Below are 18,417 nucleotides of genomic sequence, written 5' to 3'. Positions count from 1 at the left end.
CAGAAGCTGTTTGGAGCTTCCTCGGATAGGCCTGATACATAGATGCAACCGGGTACCAATGTTTGAAAAGCGGGTTGAAAGTGGGGGCGAGTCCATACATAGGAGCGAGCTTGCTCGCGAAAAACTCACAGGCGCTGCGTTTATTCAGGAGGCACGCGTTATCGTTGAGGTTTTTCGCGAGCAAGCGCGCTCCTACATTGGTATTGATGCAAATACCTTGGTAGTTCAGACGCACCGAGTCGATGCCATCGCAGGCAAGCCAGCTCCCACATGGGTTCGCAGGGCATCAGTTGGATCAATGCCGGCTGTCAGGCCGCTTTCGCGAGCAAGCCGCTTCCACCGCAAGCTCCCCTCACCACAAGTCAGCTAAATCCGTCGACGGCGGTTGAGTTGGGGGATGGCGGCTTGGGGAGCTTCCACGCGCGGGGCCTGCGCCGCCGTTTTCGCGGCCAGTTGTGCCAGCGTGGGCTGGCTGAACAGGGTGCGGGCGTCCACGTCCAGCCCGGCCTTGCGCAGGCGGGCTACCAGGTTCACTGCCAACAGGGAGTGCCCGCCCAGTTCAAAGAAGTGGTCATGGCGCCCTACCCGTTCGAGTTTCAACACGTCAGCCCAGATCCCGGCCATCAGGGTTTCCACCTCGCCCACTGGCGCTTCGTAGGCTCGGCTAAGCACGGCCTCCAGCCCTGGCGCCGGCAGGGCCTTGCGGTCGAGTTTGCCGGCGGGATTGAGGGGCAGTGCGTCGAGTTGCACGAAGGCGGCCGGCACCATGTATTCCGGCAGGTGCTCCAGCACATGGTCACGCAAGGCTTGCAGGCTCGGCGCCTGGCCGCGCAGGGTGAAGTAGGCCACCAGGCGCTCATCGAGAATCAATACCGCCACCTCGTGCAATGCCGGGTGGGCGGCCAGGCGTGCTTCGATCTCTCCCAGCTCCAGGCGCACACCGCGAAGTTTCACTTGGAAGTCGTTACGCCCAAGGAATTCAAGTTTGCCGTCAGGCAGGTAGCGCACCAGGTCGCCGGTGCGATACAGGCGGTCGCCGGGCACGAAGGGGCTGTCGATAAAACGTTCGGCGGTCAGCTGTTCCAAGCCCAGGTAACCACGGGCAACGCCGACGCCGCCGATGTGCAGTTGGCCGCTGATACCCATGGGCACCGGCGCATCATGAGCGTCCAGGACATACAGGCGGGTGTTGTTGATGGCGCGGCCAATCGGCAGTTGCAAGGCGGGCACCGGCGCGCCGGGTTCGAGGGTCCAGGCGCAGCTGTCCACCGTGGCTTCGGTGGGGCCGTACACGTTATGCAAGCGCACCGTGGGCAAGCGCGCCTGCACGCCACGGGCCAAGGCGGCGGTGAGTTCGCCGCCGCCGCACACTATATCGGTGAGGCTGGTGCACAGGGCCGATTCGTCCAGATCCAGAAACTGCTGCAACATGGCGGGCACGAACTGGATCACCCTGATCTGCTGCTCACGAATCACCTGGGCCAGGTACGCCGGTTCACGGTGCCCATCGGGCCGCGCCAACACCAGGCGCATGCCGTTGCTCAACGGCCAGAACAGCTCCCACACAGAACCATCGAAGCTGAACGGCGCGCGCTGCAACAAGGCGCCGCCTTCGGCGTTCGGGCACAGTTGCGAGCCCCAATGCAACAGGTTGCCCAGGCCACGGTGCTCGATCATCACACCCTTGGGCGTGCCGGTGGAGCCCGAGGTGTACATCACGTAGGCGAGATTGGCGACGCTCAAGCCTGGCACGCTTGGATTGTCGATCGGCGCCTGATTCCAAGTGCAGTGGTCGAAGTCGATCAGCGGGATCGAGACATCGCCCACCCCTTCGCGTGTGGCAGCTTGTACCAACAGTGCCACTGGCTGGCTGTCTGTGAGCATGTAGGCCAGGCGCTCGCGTGGGTAACCTGGGTCGAGCGGCACATAGGCGCCGCCCGCCTTGAGAATTCCCAATAAGCCCACCACCAAGTCCAACCCACGCTCCACGCACAACGCCACCCGCGAGTCCGGTTGTACGCCGTGCTCACGCAAGTGAAAAGCCAGTTGGTTGGCACGTTCGTTGAGTTGGCGGTAGGTCAATGCGTGCTGACCCGCCTGCACCGCAATGGCATCGGGGGTTCGCCGCGCATGGGCTTCAAACAGCGCTTGCACGGTCAGCGTTTGTGGGTAGTCGGTGGAGGTTGCGTTGAAGTCCACCAATAGAGTTTGCAACTGGCTCGCGGGCAGCACCTGCACACCGCGCAGCGGCATATCCGGCGTGCTTTCCAATGCGTCCAGCAGGCCGTTCAGCGCGGTGTCGAAGTAGCTCAAGACAGGTTCAGCGCCCACTGTGTCCGGGGCCATGACCTTGAGCCGGAAGCCGCTGGCCGTGTCGTCCACCGTGAGCATCAACGGGTAACTGAGGATGTCTTCACTGCTAAGCAAGGCAATGCCCGGCACAAGGTTCAGTCCAGGGTCCGCCGAGGTGTGACGATAGTTGAGCAAACTGTTGAACAGTTCCGGCACGCCGCTGCGACGCTGGGCCAACGCCAGGGACGCCTGTTCATGGGCGAGCAAAGCGCTCAGTTGCGCGTGGGTGTCGTGCAGCGCATCCGCCACGTTTTTCCCGGCCAAGCGCAGGCGCAGCGGCAAAGTGTTGATAAACATGCCCAAGGCCCGCTCGGCCCCCTCGCCGGCTTGCAAGCGGCCGAGCAGCACGGTACCGAACACCACATCTTCGCGGCCGGCGACACGGCTGAGCACCTGAGCCCAGGCCAGGTGGAAAAGGCTCGCGGCACTGACCCCCAGGGCTCGGGCCTGGCTGCGCAGGCGCAGATTGAGTGCGTCGCCGAGCGAGCGCTGCGCCTCTTCGGTCTCGGCACGCAGGGCCTGACGCTTCTGTAGGCCGAACGCCAAGGTCGGCTCATCGACATCCGCCAGACGCTCTCGAAAGAACGCCTCGTGCGCCGCCTGGCGAGCCGTTGAGCGGGCCTGCGCGACCATGTTGCGATAAGGCACTGGCACAGGCAGTTGCGCCTGTTGACCCAGCAGATGGGCACGAATCTCGTCTACCAGCAGCGTGGTCGACGTGGCGTCGTTGACCAGATGATGAAAGCGCAGCCTGGCGACCCAGCGCTGGTGCTGGGGCTCCTCGGCGTAATCCAGGGCCATCAGCGGCGCCTGGCGCAAGTCCAGGGGTTGCGCCGGTTCGCGCAACGCGTCAACCCGCAGCTGCGCCTGGCGCCACACCACCTGCATCGGTTGTTCCAGGGCATCCCACACCAGGCTGGTGCGCAAAATATCGTGGCGATCGATCACCTGTTGCAGGGCACTGGCGAAGGCATCCAGCTGCTCGCGGCGCGCGAAGCTGAACAGCGCTTGTTGCTGGTACGGGTCGTGCGCGTCGGTGAGGTGGTGGTAGAGCAACCCTTCCTGCAACGGCGCCAGCGGATAGATATCCTGCACGTTGGCGGCGCCACCAGGGATGCCGGCGACGATGCGGTCGAGGCTGGTTTGGTCAAGTTCGGCCAGGACGAGCAAATCCTGGGTGATATGGGTGCAACCGGTCGGGATTCGATTGGCCGGCACCGCCTGTTCGTGACCGACACACGCCGCCGCCAGCGCCGCCAGGGTCGGCTGGCCGAACAGCACTTGCACATCGGCGCGCAGGCCGGCCTGGCGCATGCGCTGCACCAGTTGCACCGCCAACAGCGAATGCCCGCCCAGCTCGAAGAAATGGTCATGGCGGCCCACTGGCTGCACATTCAGCAACTCGGCCCAGATCTGCGCCAGTGTGGTTTCCACCCCCTCCTGTGGCGCTTCGAAGCGGCGGGTGATAAAGGCTTCCTGGGTCGGTGACGGCAAGGCTCGGCGGTCGAGCTTGCCGTTGGCGGTGAGGGGCAACGCGTCGAGGCACACGTAAGCCGCCGGCAGCATGTAGTCCGGCAGCGAGGCCTGCAGGTGAGTGCGCAGTACTTCGATTTCCACAGGCTGACGTGGCACAAACCACGCCCATAATTGCCCGTCGCGAAACTGCACCACTGCATCCTGAAGCGCCGGATGGCTGGCCAGGGCCGACTCGATTTCCCCCAGTTCGATACGCACGCCACGGATTTTTACCTGGTCGTCATTGCGCCCCAGGTAGTCGAGATTGCCGTCTGGCAGCCAGCGCGCCAGGTCGCCGGTGCGGTACATGCGACCGCCACTGAATGGGTCGTCGATAAACCGTTCGGCACTCAACTCGGCACGGTTCAGGTACCCCCGCGCCACGCCCTTGCCGCCGACATACAACTCCCCCGCCACGCCAATCGGCACCGGGCGTTGCTGCGCGTCCAGCAGGTAGACGCGGGCATTGGCGACCGGCGCGCCGATATGCAACGGCTGGCCCACCTCAACGCGCCCCGAGGTCGCCACAACGGTGGCTTCGGTGGGGCCATAGTTGTTCACCACCGCAAACGTCTGTGCCTGGGTGAAGGTGCGCAGGCGGTCGCCGCCGATCAGCAAGGTGCGCAAGGTGGGATGCCCAAGCCCCTGGCTGAACGCATATTCGGCGACAGGCGTGGGCAGGAAACACACATCCAATGGTTGCGAGCGCCACCAGCCGAGCAACGCGTCGATATCTTCCGCGCCTTCATGAGCCGGTGGCAGGTGCAAGGTCGCCCCCACGCACAACGCCGGCCAGACTTCCCAGGCCATGGCATCAAAACCGAAGCCGGCGACGCTGGCGGTGTGGCTGCCCGCGTGCAGGTCGAATGCCTGGCAATGCCAGTCCACCAGGTTCGACACGCTGTGATGTTCGACCATCACGCCCTTGGGCAACCCAGTGGAACCCGAGGTGTAAATCACATAAGCCAGGTTCGACGGCGTGACGGCAACCTGAGGGTTACTGTCGTTGGATGCGCTGCCAGGCTCCAGCGCGATCACCGGTACCGTCGAGACGGGCAGACGCTGGCGTAAATCGCGCTGAGTCAGGATGGCCGCGGGCGCGCTGTCGTGCAGCAGGTACTCCAGGCGTTCGCCGGGATGGGCCGGGTCCAGCGGCACGTAGCAGGCGCCGGCCTTGAGGATCGCCAACAGCCCCGCCAGGGTGTCGAGGCCACGCCGCGCCAGGATCGCGACGCGGTCATCGGGCTGTACGTCGAGCGCCACTAGTTGATGAGCCAGTGCATTGGCCTGGCGGTTGAGTTGGGTGTAGCTCAGTGAGCGGTCCTGAAACACCGCCGCAATCGCGTGGGGCGTGCGTGCGGCCTGGGCTTCAATGCGCTGGTGCAGGGTTTGCGGCGTAGCGTTGGGCTGCGCGGTGGCGTTCCAGTGCAGCAGTCGGGCCTGCTCCTCGGGCAGCAGCATGCAAAACTCGCCGATGGGCAGCGCAGTGTCCTCCAACCCCTGCTCCAGCAGCCCGATGAAACGCTGGGCCAACGCCTGCACATCGTGCGCCTGGAAATACGCCTCGTTGTAGACGCAATGCAGCCACGCATTGTCCTGGTAACGGTTGCTGCGCAAGTGGATGGCGAGCGGTAGCGCTTCATGGTGATTGGAGACCTTGATCGCGCGGGCCTGGACCTGACCGAAGCGCAGGTCGTGGTCGTCCTGCTCGAACGATACCGACACGTCGAAGAGTTGCCCGCGATCTGTTCGGCGCAAGCCCAGCTCGCGGTTCATCTCACTCAACGGGAAGCGCTGATGACGAAAATCCTGCTTGAGCTGATCACGGATGCCCCGTACCAGAGCACCGAAAGACACGCCCTCGCTGAACGCAAAACGTACCGCGCTGACCTGGGTGAACAGGCCCACAGTGGCGCGAAACCGCGCGTTGGAGCGGTTGAGAATCGGCAGGCCCACTCCCCATTCCTGCCGTTGGCTGGTGCGGGTGAAATACACATACATCGCCGCCAGCAACACATGAAAGGCCGACGCCTGGTAGTGGTTGGCCACCTGCTCCATACGGTTGAGCAACTGCACCGGGAAGCCTTGCACCCAGGTGTTGCTCGACGTCTTGGTGTTGTGCCTGGGGGTGAGCAGCGGCTCGGGCAGCACCTGGTATTTGCCCAGCCAATAATCACGGTCGCGGGCGTAGCGGGCCGATTGCAGGTAGCGTTGGTCGGTGTCGATAAAGTCGATGTAGGACGGTGCCAGTGGCTCGGTGGCGCGCCCCTGCTCCAGGGCGCTGTAGAGCTGCGCGAGGGATTGCAGCATCTGGCCGAAGCCCCAGCCGTCGAGGATCAGGTGATGAGCCTGGGTACCGAGGCGGTAGTGATCATCATCAAGTTTGACCAGGAAAAAACGGCACAGTGGCTCGCCGCTCAGGGCGTAGGGCCGAGCCATTTGCGCCTGCATCAAGGCCTGGGTCGCTGCAGCCGGGTCGGGCAGCGCGGAGAAATCATGCAGCGCCATTTCCACCTTCAGCTGCGGGGCGAATGTTTGCCCAGGCAGGCCATTGGCGTCGGTGTGCAGTTGGGTGCGTAGTGCATCGTGACGGGCCACAAGCAGTGCGACAGCATGCTGCATGCGTTCGGGCTCGACGGTGCCGGCAAAATCCAGATAGCCGCCAATGTTGTACAGCGGCGAATCGCCCACGCGCAGTTGGTCGAGCCAAATGTCTTGTTGGGCGCCAGTGAGGGGGAAGCGGGCCGGCTGGCTGGAGGAATACTGCATAAGATCCTTCTCATGGGGGTCAGGCACTGGCCGCGCAGAGGTGGCCCATTACGCCAAAGTTGCCGGATTGGAGCATGGGCGCCGAGGGGTGTCTGACACCCGAAACCCGGACATTCAAATGGATGGATAGGCCTTGGTCGAAGGTTCATGGCTGAAACGATTAAAGCGTTGTAGGAGATTGGCTACAGCTCATCCATGCCGAGCCTCTGGATAACCCCTTTATTTTAATAATTCATCATTTACATCAATAACTTAGCTAAGACTAAAAATAACTTACACCTGTACGTAGCCGGCTTAATTCACGAGAAACGTCGGATTAATGGCGCAGCTTTTATGGCAGCTTGTGTCCCTCGTTTCCGCTACATACGTAGGACAAATCCCTATGGCTAAATAAAATTTCGAACGCCGAGTTACGTTCAAGCAGTACGGAGCGCCCTGCACAGGCCCTGGGCAACCGTTGACGGTTTTCGACATCAAGGATGAGATGGCTATGAGTCTGACCCCAAGTATTGGCGACACCTGCGGCCCGCATTTTTATGCCGAAATGGGCGAGTTGATTTCAAACAGCGGCGACGAACATTTCGCCGCCACGATGTTGCATCTGGTGGGCAAGTGGGTACCGATTCACCTGGTAGACCTCAGCGAATGGACCCTGGATGAACTGCGCGACCGAGTGCTGGACATCAAGTTACTGGGCAGCGCCGGGGTGAAAAAGGATTTGTCGGTGCCCCAGACCTTGCATGCGCTGAACGACCACCCTCTGTTGCGGCAGATGCTGCACATGCAAGACCCGCTGCTGATCCAGATGAACGCCAAGGCCAACAGCGCGCATCCGCGCGGTACTTCGCACCAGTGCAACCTGGTATCGCGCCAGGGCAATCGACGCTGTGTGATTTCGTTCTACCGCCCGCCGACCCAGCAGGGGTTTTCCCTGGCTGAGTTGTCGTTTCTCAAGTGCCTGTCGGACACGCTGTTGCCGTTGATGGAGCGGCACGCCCAGAGCCTGCGCCAGGCGCCGCACGCCGAGACTGAGCCGGCCCATACCCTGCTGGAACAATCGCAGTTGCAGCGTGAGTTCTACAAACGCTTGTCTTTGAGCGACATCACCCTTTCGGCGCGGGAACAGGAAGTGTGCCTGGGCCTGCTGACTGGCGGCACCGTGCCGCAAATCGCGGAGAAACTCAGTGTCAAAAACAGCTCGATCGAGACCTACCTCAAACGTGCCGCCGCCAAGCTGGGCGTAAGCGGCCGGCATGGCCTGGCCAAATGGATGGTGGGCGCCTGATGAACACACGAGCACTGTGCACCGTCGGCATGGCCTGGATGCTCGGCGGTTGCTCGCTGATTCCCGAGTACCAGCGACCAGCCGCGCCGACGCCTGCGCAGTACCCCCAAGGCGGCGTGTACCGCCTGGCGCAGGCCGGCACCCAGGCGCAAAACCCGGACTGGCAGCAGCTGTTCCGCGACCCGGCGCTGCAACAGCTGATTAATGATGCGTTGGTCAACAACCGCGACCTGCGAGTGGCGGCCCTGAATGTGCAAGCGTTCCAGGCGCAGTACCGTATCCAGCGCGCGGACCTCTTCCCGGCACTCTCTGCCACAGGCGCCGGCAAGCGCCAGAAGCTGCCGGGGAGCGTGACCGGCACCGGCAAGTCAGCGATAACCTCCAATTACTCCGCCACCTTGGGCCTGAGCGCTTACGAACTGGATCTGTTCGGCCGCGTGCGCAGCCTCAGCGAACAGGCGCTGCTCACTTACCTGGGCACCGAACAAGCACGGCGCAGTACGCAATTGAGCCTGGTGGCCAACGTCGCCAATGCCTACCTGACCTGGCGCGCCGATCAGGAACTGCTGGCCCTGGCCGAGCAAACCCTGGTCGCCAACGACCACAGCTGGCAATTGACCAGCCGCAGTAAAAGCGCAGGCAAAGCCTCGGCGCTGGACGTGGTGCAAGCGCGCACAGCAGTGGAAAGTACCCGCGCCAGCGTGGCCCGCTATGAACGCCAGGTGGCCCAGGACCTCAACAACCTCACACTGCTGGTGGGTGGCCCGGTGGATGAACACCTGCCTGCGCGCCCATTGGCCGACGATCTGGTCGCTCGCGTGCCCGCCGGCTTGCCCTCGGACCTGCTGCAACGCCGCCCGGATATCCTCCAGGCCGAATACCAACTGCAGGCGGCCAACGCCAATATCGGTGCGGCCCGTGCCGCGTTCTTTCCTTCCGTGACCCTGACTGCAAACGCAGGCAGCACCAGCAAGGAGCTGTCGGGGCTGTTCAAGGGCGGCTCGGGCAGCTGGACCTTTCAGCCGCAGATCAACCTGCCGATCTTCAACGCCGGCAGCCTGCGCGCCAGCCTCGATTACGCCAGGCTGCAGAAGGACATCACGGTGGCCCAGTACGAAAAATCCATCCAGGGCGCCTTCCAGGAAGTTGCCGACGGCCTCGCCGCACGCCAGACCTTCAACGACCAACTGGCGGCGCAACGGGATTTCGTCGCCGCCAACCAGAACTACTATGACCTGGCCGAACACCGTTACCGCAGCGGCGTGGATAGCAACCTGACATTCCTCGATGCGCAGCGTTCGCTGTTCAGCGCGCAACAGGCGCTGATTGTGGACCGGCTGGCGCAGTTGGTCGCCGAGGTGAATTTGTATACCGCACTGGGTGGCGCCTGGGATATCAGCGCAACCCCGACTGCCGCAGCCGGTACTCCCCCGGTGTCATCTGTGCATACCGCAAAAAAAACCGGCTGAAATACGCAGGGTCCTTGAACCCCAGCTGGTAGCAGATTTCATTCGCGGAACTGCCGGTAAACAACAGCAGGCGCTTGGCCTCCTGCATCAGCCGTTCAAGGATCAAGCGCTTGGACGGCAGGTCGGCAATGCGTCGGCACACTTCATTGAGCCGCGCCTGGGTCACGCCAATGCCCTCGGCATAACGCGCCAACGGCCAATGTTCCAGGTAGTGGGCTTCGATCAGCTCGTTGAAACGATGGAAGATGCGCAGGTCTTCATGGGCTGTCGGGCGTGCCGGCTGGGCGTGGGCGCACAGGCGCAGCAGGCGGATCATGATCAACCGCGTCAGGCTGTCGAGGGCGGCGGCGCGCCCTGCCCGTTCGGCGTTGATCTCACTGCACAGCGCCTCGAAGAGTTGTTCCAACCCCTCAGCGTCGCCAGTCAAGGCCACACATGCCGCACCGGAGGCGAGGCTGGGGTCGGCGTCGATCAATCCCCATACAAGCTGCTGGCGCACCGTCAGCACATGCCCGTCGGCATCGGCTTCGGTGACAAACGCGTGGGCCACCGTGGGCGGCGTGAGAAAAAACATCGGCCCCGATTCAACGTACTGGCGGTCATCCAGATACACCCGCACTGCACCACTCTTGACGTAATGCACCTGGAAAAACCGGTCATGGCGATGCACCGCCATATTGCGCCCGAAAAACCCCGCCAGGTTGCCGAGCTTGTCGTAATGCACCTCGGCGTCGCTGTAGCGCTGGTCGTAGACCTGCCCGATGTTGATGTTGGGAATCGGCTTCACGGGGCTCTCTTCTTGTTGTTGTGAGGCCAGCGCAGTGTGCCACGCTTGACGGTAGTTAACATATTAATTATAACGTTAACAACTTAACGAACGGCCTGTGCAGCCGTCGTCACCGCCAGGAGAAACTCATGAGCCGTACCCTGCATGATGTTGCCAGCGGCACCCTGTTTGGCGTTGCGCTGAACTACCAGGGCCTGCTGGACCAGCATCTCGCCGCCTTCCAACAGCCGCCCTACCAGCAGCCGCCGACCAAGCCGGTGCTGTTTATCAAAACCCCCAACACCCGCAATGCCCATGGCGGCGTAGTGCTGCAGCCTGCGGGCGAGCGCCTGCAGCCGGGCCCGGCGCTGGGTGTGGTGATCGGCCAGCGCGCCAGCCGTGTCAGCCTGGAGAACGCCATGGCGCATGTGGCCGGGTATGTGGTGGTGAATGAATTCAGCCTGCCGGAAGACAGCTACTACCGCCCTGCCGTCAAAGCCAAATGCCGCGATGGGTTTTGCGCCCTGGGCCCGCAGTTGGTGGCGCGGGATCAAGTGGCCAACCCCAATCAATTGAGCCTCAAGCTGTTCGTCAATGGCGAGCTGCGCCAGGAAAGCTCTACCGCCGATTGGGTGCGCGACATCCCGCAATTGATCGCCGAGATCAGCGAGTTCATGACCCTGTACCCCGGCGATGTACTGATCACCGGCACCCCGCAAGGCCGCGTGGATGTGCAGCCAGGCGACCAGGTTGAAGTCGATATCACCGGCATTGGCCGCCTGAGCAACACCATTGCAGCGGAGGCATCGGCATGAAACGCGCACGTATCCACTTTGAAGGTGCAACCCACAACGTATGGGTGCAAGCCGACTGCAGCGTGCGCCTGGGGGATGGGCGGTTGCTGGCCGAAGACCAGGTGCAATGGCTGCCACCCGCCATCGGCAACATGTTCGCCCTGGGTTTGAACTACGCCGACCACGCCGCCGAACTGGCCTTTACGCCGCCGACCGAACCGCTGGCATTCATCAAGTCGGTGGGCACCTACACCGGTCACCGCCAAGTCACCTGGCGCCCGGACAACGTCGCCTACATGCACTACGAGTGCGAGCTGGTGGCGGTGATCGGCAAGACCGCGCGCAACGTCAAGCGCGCCGACGCCCTGGACTACCTGGCCGGTTACACGGTGTGCAACGACTACGCGATCCGCGACTACCTGGAAAACTACTACCGCCCCAACCTGCGCGTGAAAAACCGCGACGCCACCACCCCGGTCGGCCCGTGGATTGTCGACGTGGCGGATGTGCCCGACCCAGGCAACCTGAAATTGCGCACCTGGATCAACGGCGAACTGCGCCAGGAAGGCAGCACGAAAGACATGATTTTCGATATCCCCTACCTCATCGAATACCTGTCCAGCTTCATGACCCTGCAACCGGGCGACATGATCGCCACCGGCACGCCCGAGGGCCTGGCCGATGTGGTGCCGGGGGATGAGGTAGTGGTGGAAGTCGAAGGCGTGGGCCGCCTGGTCAACCGTATCGTCAGTGAAACGGAGTTTTTCTCCGCGCGCAAAGAGGCTTGAGCACCATGATCAAACACTGGATCAACGGCCGTGAGGTCGAAAGCAAAGACACCTTTATCAACTACAACCCGGCCACCGGCGAGGCCATCGGCGAAGTCGCCAGCGGCGGCGCCGAAGAAGTCGCGCAAGCCGTAGCGGCGGCGAAGGCGGCGTTCCCCAAGTGGGCCAATACGCCGGCCAAGGAGCGCGCGCGCTTGATGCGCAAACTGGGCGAGCTGATCGAACAGAACGTGCCACACCTGGCCGAGCTGGAAACCCTGGACACCGGCCTGCCGATCCACCAGACCAAGAACGTGTTGATCCCGCGTGCCTCGCACAACTTCGATTTCTTCGCTGAAGTCTGCACCCGCATGGACGGCCACACCTACCCGGTGGATGACCAGATGCTCAACTACACCCTGTACCAGCCGGTAGGCGTGTGCGGGCTGGTATCGCCGTGGAACGTGCCGTTCATGACCGCCACCTGGAAGACCGCGCCGTGCCTGGCGCTGGGCAATACGGCGGTGTTGAAGATGTCGGAGCTGTCGCCGCTGACCGCCAATGAACTGGGGCGCCTGGCGGTGGAAGCCGGGATTCCCGACGGCGTGCTCAATGTGATCCAGGGCTACGGCGCCACCGCTGGGGATGCACTGGTGCGCCACCCGGACGTGCGGGCGATTTCATTTACCGGCGGCACCGCCACCGGTAAGAAAATCATGCAGAGCGCGGGCCTTAAAAAGTATTCCATGGAACTGGGCGGCAAGTCGCCGGTGCTGATTTTTGAAGACGCCGACCTGGAACGTGCCCTCGATGCAGCATTGTTCACGATCTTCTCCCTCAACGGCGAGCGCTGCACCGCTGGCAGCCGCATCTTCATCCAGGAAAGCGTCTACCCGCAATTTGTCGCCGAGTTCGCGGCGCGAGCCAAGCGCCTGATCGTCGGCGACCCCCAGGACCCGAAAACCCAGGTCGGCTCGATGATCACCCAGGCCCATTACGACAAGGTCACCGGCTACATCAAGATCGGCCTGGAGGAAGGCGCCACGCTGCTGGCTGGCGGCCTGGAACGCCCGGCCAACCTGCCGGCGCACCTCAGCCGCGGCCAGTTTATCCAGCCGACGGTGTTTGCCGACGTGAACAACCGGATGCGCATCGCCCAGGAAGAAATCTTCGGCCCGGTGGTGTGCCTGATTCCGTTCAAGGATGAAGCCGAGGCATTGCAACTGGCCAACGACACCGAATACGGGCTGGCCTCCTACATCTGGACCCAGGACATCGGCAAGGCCCACCGCCTGGCGCGCGGTATCGAAGCGGGCATGGTATTTATCAACAGCCAGAACGTACGGGATTTGCGCCAGCCGTTTGGCGGGGTCAAAGGCTCGGGCACAGGGCGTGAAGGCGGCCAGTACAGCTTCGAAGTGTTTGCCGAGATCAAGAACGTGTGTATTTCCATGGGCAGTCATCACATTCCGCGCTGGGGCGTGTAGCCCAGGCTCAAACAAGCCTCCTGTGGGAGCCGGGCTTGCCCGCGATGCAGACACCGCGGTCCTTCAGCCGTACCGAGTCGATGCCATCGCAGGCAAGCCAGCTCCCACAGGGACCTCACAGGCCATACAAGAATAATTATTCAGGAGAGTCATCATGGGCGAAGTGGTTCTGGCAGCGAAGATCTGCCACGTACCGTCGATGTACCTGTCGGAACTGCCCGGCAAACATCACGGCTGTCGCGAAGCGGCGATTGCCGGGCACAAGGAGATCGGCCGGCGTGCCCGCGAACTGGGGGCCGACACTGCGGTGGTGTTCGACGTGCACTGGCTGGTCAACAGCGGCTACCACGTCAATTGCGGCGAGCAGTTCCAGGGCACCTACACCAGCAACGAACTGCCGCACTTCATCAAGAACATGGACTACGCCTACCCCGGCTGTCCTGAACTGGGTGAGCTGATCGCCGCCGAAGCCAACCTGGCTGGCGTGCGCAGCATGGCCCACAACATCCCGAGCCTGGAACTTGAATACGGCACCCTGGTGCCCATGCGCTACATGCACATGGGCTTGCCCGACGCACAAAAATTCAAGGTCATTTCCATCGCTGCCTGGTGCGCCTGGCATCGCCTGGAAGACAGTTTCGCCTTCGGCGCCGCCGTGCGCCGGGCGATCGAAAAGAGCGACCGCAAGGTGCTGGTGCTGGCGTCCGGCTCGCTGTCCCATCGGTTCTCGGACGACCGCCAGGCTGAGGCGAATATCCACAACTGGACCCGCGAATTCGACAAGCAGGTGGACCTGCATGTCGTGGAAATGTGGAAGCAAGGTCGCTTCAAAGAGTTCTGCTCCATGTTGCCCGACTACGCCGAACATTGTTTTGGCGAAGGCAAGATGCACGACACCGCCATGCTCCTGGGCCTGCTGGGTGGGCCGGATTATGCCAAGCCGGCCGAGATCATCACGCCGCCGTTCGGCAGTTCGGGCACCGGCCAGATCAACGCGATTTTCCCGCTCTAACCTGGGAGAGCCCCATGCCGCACTTTATCGCTGAGTACACCGACAACCTCGAACAGCAGGCCGATTTGCCCGGCCTGTTTGAAAAAGTCCACCGCGTGCTGGGTGACAGCGGTGTGTTTCCATTGGGCGGCATTCGCAGTCGCGGCGTGCGCCTGGACACCTGGCGCATGGCCGATGGCAAGCACGACTATGCCTTTGTGCACATGACCCTCAAGGTCGGCCATGGCCGCGACCTGGCGACGCGCGAAGCAGTCGCCCAAGCGGTGTTCGCGGTGATCACCGCACACTTCGCCGAGCTGCAGGCGCAACGGTTGTTGGCGCTGTCGTTCGAGATGATCGAGCTGCACCCACAGCTCAACTTCAAGCAGAACAATGTGCATGCGTTTCTGAACAACCCGGCAAGCTGAGACGGCCCCGCCCCCCTGTAGGAGCGAGCTTGCTCGCGAAAAACCTCCAGGCACCGCGGATCAACGGCAGCGCTGCGTTTTCGTTAACGTTTTTCGCGAGCAAGCTCGCTCCTACAACAAAAAGAACAAAGCCATGAGCACAGCCCATTCCACTGCAAGCCTGCAGCTTGCCGAGCACGACCGTACCCATCGTTTGGTGACCTGGCGCCTGATGCCCTTGTTGCTGGTGTGTTACCTGTTCGCCCATCTGGACCGTATCAACATCGGTTTTGCCAAGATGCAGATGAGCAGCGACCTGCACTTCAGCGACACCGTGTATGGCTTCGGCGCCGGCCTGTTCTTCATCGCCTACGCACTGTTCGGGGTGCCCAGCAACATTGCCCTGGACCGTGTCGGACCACGGCGCTGGATCGCCTGCCTGATGGTGGTGTGGGGTCTGCTCTCCACCGGCATGTTGTGGGTGGAGAGCGCGCGCGGGTTCTACGTGCTGCGCTTTCTGCTGGGTGTGGCCGAGGCCGGGTTTTTCCCGGGGATCCTGGTATTCCTCAACCGTTGGTACCCGGCACGCCGTCGCGCCCAGGTCACTGCCTTGTTTGCCATTGCGGTGCCCATGGCCGGAGTGCTGGGCGGGCCGATTTCCGGGGCGATCCTGGAGAACTTCCACGACGTCGGCAGCCTGCGCGGCTGGCAGTGGATGTTCCTGATCGAAGGCGCCCCCGTGGTGCTGCTGGGGCTGGTGGTACTCAAGTGGCTGCCGGACAGTTTCGAGTCGGTGCACTGGCTGACTGCCGAGCAAAAGCAGCAACTGCGCACCCAATTGAGCAACGAGGAACAGCGCAAGACCATCACCTCGTTCGGCGGCATCCTGCGTGACCCGCAGGTGTGGCTGCTGGTGGCCGTGTACTTTGCGGTGATGCTGGCGGTCAACACCCTGGCGTTCTGGATGCCCACCCTGATCCACGGCGCCGGCATCGGCCGTGACAGCCAGGTCGGCTTGCTCAGCGCCGTGCCGTACCTGGCCGGCTGCTTCTTCATGCTCGGCTGCGGGCGCTCGTCCGACCGCCACCGCGAACGCCGCTGGCACCTGTGTGTGCCGTTGCTGATGGCGGCACTCGGTATCGCCGTCGCGGGCCTGGCGCCCGGCAATGCGCTGCTGGTGATGGGCGGGCTGGTGGTCGCCGGCATGGGCGCCAGTGCCGCGCTGCCGATGTTCTGGCAACTGCCACCGGCGTTTCTCTCCCACACCACCCAGGCGGCGGGCATCGCCATGATCAGCTCGTTCGGCAGCATCGCCGCGTTCCTCGCGCCGTACCTGATCGGCTGGATGCGCGACGCCACCCAGAGCGCCAGCCTGGCCCTGTACGTACTCGCCCTGTTTATCGCCCTCGGTGGCTTGCTGGTGCTGCGCACCCAGGCCGCCATCGTCAACCCACACTAGAGACCGTTGCCATGCTCGACTCCCAGCAAATCCTCGCAGCTGCCGCCCACCTGGACCGCGCCGAACGCAGCCGCGAACAGGTGCGCCAGTTTTCCCTCGACTACCCCGATATGACGATCGAGGACGCCTACGCCATCCAGCGTGAATGGGTCGCGCAGAAGATCAAGCACGGGCGCACGCTCAAGGGCCACAAGATCGGCCTCACGTCACGGGCCATGCAGGTGTCGTCGAATATCACCGAACCCGATTACGGCGCCCTGCTCGACGACATGTTTTTCGACGAAGGCAGCGACATTCCCTTCGAGCGTTTCATCGTGCCACGGGTGGAGGTGGAACTGGCTTTCATCCTCGGCAAGCCGCTCAAGGGCCCCAACTGCACGGTGTTCGACGTGCTCGACGCCACCGAATGGGTGATCCCGGCGCTGGAAATCATCGACGCCCGCATCCAGCAGGTCGACCCGCATACCAACGCCACCCGCAAGGTGTTCGACACCATCTCCGACAACGCCGCCAATGCCGGTGTGGTGCTCGGCGGCCGCGCCGTGCGCCCCACCGAGATCGACCTGCGCAAGGTGCCGGCGGTGCTGTATCGCAACGGCGTGATCGAAGAGTCCGGGGTGTCGGCGGCGGTGCTCAACCACCCGGCCAAAGGCGTGGCGTGGCTGGCCAACAAGCTGGCGCCCTATGACGTCACCCTGCTGCCCGGCCAGGTGATTCTCGGCGGCTCGTTTACCCGCCCCGTGGCAGCCCGCCCTGGCGATACCTTCCACGTCGACTACGACCTGCTCGGCTCGATTGCCTGCCGCTTCGTCTGAACCCAGGAGTGCTTTCATGGACATGCCTGTCAACCGCTTCAAGCAACGCCTGCACAACCGCGAGGTACAGATCGGCCTGTGGCTCGGCCTTGCCAACGCCTACTGCGCGGAACTGGCCGCCAACGCCGGTTTCGACTGGCTGCTGATCGACGGCGAACATGCGCCCAACCAGCTGGGGGACATGCTCGCGCAATTACAGGCCATCGCGCCCTACCCCAGCCAGGCGTTGATTCGCCCGGTGATCGGCGACACGGCGCTGATCAAACAACTGCTGGATATCGGCGCCCAGACGCTGCTGGTGCCCATGGTCGAAAGCGCCGCCCAGGCCCGGGAACTGGTGCGCGCCCTGCGCTACCCGCCCCAGGGTATTCGCGGGGTCGGCAGCGCCCTGGCCCGCGCCTCGCGCTGGAACACCATCGCCGAGTATCTCGACCAGGCCGATGCGCAGATGTGCCTGCTGGTGCAGATTGAGAATGCCGAGGGCCTGGCCAATCTGGACGCCATCGCCGCTGTCGAAGGCGTGGACGGGGTGTTTATCGGCCCGGCAGATTTGAGCGCGTCCATGGGGCATCGGGGTAACCCGGGGCATCCGCAGGTACAGGCGGCGATTGAGGACGCCATCGTGCGTATCGTCAAGGCGGGTAAGGCGGCAGGGATTCTCAGTGCTGATGAAAATCTCGCACGGCGCTATATCGAGTTGGGGGCGACGTTCGTGGCGGTGGGGGTGGATACCACGGTGTTGATGCGGGGGCTGCAAAGCCTGGCCGGGAAGTTCAAAGACTTACCGATGGCTGCCAATACCGGTGGTGTCTACTGAGATCCAATGTGGGAGCTGGCTTGCCTGCGATAGCGCTGGGTCAGCTGGCTTATTTGTCGCTGACGCACCGCTATCGCAGGCAAGCCAGCTCCCACAGTTGACCGGTGGTGGTTCAGTCATTAGTTCAGCGCTTGATGTTCTTCAAGTCATCCAGCAACCCCAACAAGGTCTGGAATTTCTCTTCGCCAAACTGATCCTGCAAGCGCTGGTAGTTGGCCTCCATGCACTGGCTCATGGACTCGAAACTCGCCTTGCCCTTGTCCGCCAGGGTAATCAGCACCCGGCGCTGGTCTTGTTCGGCCTTGCGCCGGTGCACCATGCCGGCCGCTTCCATGCGCACCAGCACGCCGGTCATGCTCGGTTTGAGGATGCAGGCCAATTCCGCCAGTTGGTAGATCTCCAACTCACCATGCTGTTCAAGGATGCGGATGATGCGCCATTGCTGTTCGGTCAGGCCGTGTTCATTCAGGGAAGGACGGAAAAAACTCATCGCGGCCTCGCGCGCTTGCAGCAAGGCCAGGGTCAGGGATTGTCGAGGTGTGGACATAGGGCTCAGGGTCACGAAGTATTTAGTTAATAGTTTAACGAAACTCTAACATTCCCGGCCGGCGAGCGCGCTATAACTTGTAGGTGCCCTCGCCCGTGGCGCGCTGAATCAAAAACCCGGGCACGCAGGATCAAGACTTCCCGCCCGCCAGGGGCCCTAATGGAGGCATCCGCTTTA

The 18,417-nt window shown here is 62.8% G+C and carries 13 protein-coding genes and 1 pseudogene; 10 read left to right on the top strand and 4 right to left on the bottom strand.

From position 1 onward, the window contains the following. Nucleotides 1-235: pseudogene (locus JJD66_RS28140) on the bottom strand (hypothetical protein); the annotation flags it as partial. Nucleotides 236-366: 131 nt separating this feature from the next. Continuing rightward, nucleotides 367-6,636, bottom strand: coding sequence for a non-ribosomal peptide synthetase (locus JJD66_RS20290; protein WP_200648872.1), 6,270 nt, complete (start codon nucleotides 6,634-6,636; stop codon nucleotides 367-369). Between the two features lie 490 nt (nucleotides 6,637-7,126). Here JJD66_RS20290 and JJD66_RS20285 point away from each other — a divergent pair, with 490 nt between their 5' ends. Further along, nucleotides 7,127-7,921 (top strand): helix-turn-helix transcriptional regulator, encoded by a 795-nt coding sequence (locus JJD66_RS20285; RefSeq protein WP_200648871.1) that lies wholly within the window; start codon nucleotides 7,127-7,129, stop codon nucleotides 7,919-7,921. Continuing rightward, nucleotides 7,921-9,390 carry an efflux transporter outer membrane subunit gene (locus tag JJD66_RS20280; protein ID WP_198716040.1) on the top strand — a complete coding sequence of 490 codons (1,470 nt, stop codon included), beginning with the start codon at nucleotides 7,921-7,923 and terminating at the stop codon, nucleotides 9,388-9,390. The genes JJD66_RS20285 and JJD66_RS20280 overlap by 1 nt, the downstream gene beginning before the upstream one ends. Here the strand turns inward: JJD66_RS20280 and hpaA are convergent. Continuing rightward, a complete protein-coding gene (hpaA, locus tag JJD66_RS20275; protein ID WP_089042196.1) occupies nucleotides 9,317-10,177 on the bottom strand; it encodes a 4-hydroxyphenylacetate catabolism regulatory protein HpaA in 861 nt (286 codons plus the stop codon). The genes JJD66_RS20280 and hpaA overlap by 74 nt on opposite strands. A 128-nt stretch (nucleotides 10,178-10,305) precedes the next feature. On the opposite strand from hpaA, the gene JJD66_RS20270 reads away from it, so the two are divergent. The 8 genes from JJD66_RS20270 (at nucleotide 10,306) to hpaI (ending at nucleotide 17,693) form a co-directional block, all read left to right on the top strand. Beyond that, the gene (locus JJD66_RS20270) at nucleotides 10,306-10,971 is read left to right on the top strand and encodes a fumarylacetoacetate hydrolase family protein (RefSeq protein ID WP_054917480.1); all 666 of its coding nucleotides are present in this window, start codon (nucleotides 10,306-10,308) and stop codon (nucleotides 10,969-10,971) included. After that, nucleotides 10,968-11,738: a fumarylacetoacetate hydrolase family protein gene (locus JJD66_RS20265; RefSeq protein ID WP_200648870.1), complete on the top strand. Its 771-nt coding sequence runs from the start codon at nucleotides 10,968-10,970 to the stop codon at nucleotides 11,736-11,738. Before JJD66_RS20270 ends, JJD66_RS20265 begins: the two co-directional genes overlap by 4 nt. A gap of 5 nt (nucleotides 11,739-11,743) precedes the next feature. Continuing rightward, entirely contained in the window at nucleotides 11,744-13,204 is a 1,461-nt protein-coding gene (hpaE, locus tag JJD66_RS20260; protein WP_105227270.1) for a 5-carboxymethyl-2-hydroxymuconate semialdehyde dehydrogenase, read from the top strand. 154 nt (nucleotides 13,205-13,358) lie between these two features. After that, the gene (gene hpaD, locus JJD66_RS20255; protein ID WP_200648869.1) at nucleotides 13,359-14,216 is read left to right on the top strand and encodes a 3,4-dihydroxyphenylacetate 2,3-dioxygenase; all 858 of its coding nucleotides are present in this window, start codon (nucleotides 13,359-13,361) and stop codon (nucleotides 14,214-14,216) included. Nucleotides 14,217-14,230: 14 nt separating this feature from the next. Then, on the top strand, nucleotides 14,231-14,623 hold the full coding sequence (locus JJD66_RS20250; RefSeq protein ID WP_034128187.1) for a 5-carboxymethyl-2-hydroxymuconate Delta-isomerase: 393 nt from the start codon (nucleotides 14,231-14,233) through the stop codon (nucleotides 14,621-14,623). A gap of 133 nt (nucleotides 14,624-14,756) precedes the next feature. After that, the gene (locus JJD66_RS20245; protein WP_198716044.1) at nucleotides 14,757-16,061 is read left to right on the top strand and encodes an MFS transporter; all 1,305 of its coding nucleotides are present in this window, start codon (nucleotides 14,757-14,759) and stop codon (nucleotides 16,059-16,061) included. Nucleotides 16,062-16,072: 11 nt separating this feature from the next. Further along, nucleotides 16,073-16,876, top strand: a complete 804-nt coding sequence (hpaH, locus tag JJD66_RS20240; RefSeq protein ID WP_105227274.1) for a 2-oxo-hept-4-ene-1,7-dioate hydratase — start codon at nucleotides 16,073-16,075, stop codon at nucleotides 16,874-16,876. Nucleotides 16,877-16,892: 16 nt separating this feature from the next. Beyond that, entirely contained in the window at nucleotides 16,893-17,693 is an 801-nt protein-coding gene (gene hpaI, locus JJD66_RS20235) for a 4-hydroxy-2-oxoheptanedioate aldolase (protein ID WP_200648868.1), read from the top strand. Between the two features lie 124 nt (nucleotides 17,694-17,817). On the opposite strand, the gene hpaR is transcribed toward hpaI, so the two are convergent. Next, complete coding sequence (gene hpaR, locus JJD66_RS20230) at nucleotides 17,818-18,240, bottom strand: homoprotocatechuate degradation operon regulator HpaR (protein ID WP_014719078.1); 423 nt, start codon at nucleotides 18,238-18,240, stop codon at nucleotides 17,818-17,820. Nucleotides 18,241-18,417: the final 177 nt, after the last annotated feature.

It is taken from the genome of Pseudomonas sp. MF6751, from assembly GCF_016613265.1.
Lineage (GTDB): Bacteria > Pseudomonadota > Gammaproteobacteria > Pseudomonadales > Pseudomonadaceae > Aquipseudomonas > Aquipseudomonas fluorescens_BV.
Note: the sequence above shows the minus strand (reverse complement) of the source record. Positions and strands in the feature narration are given on the sequence as shown.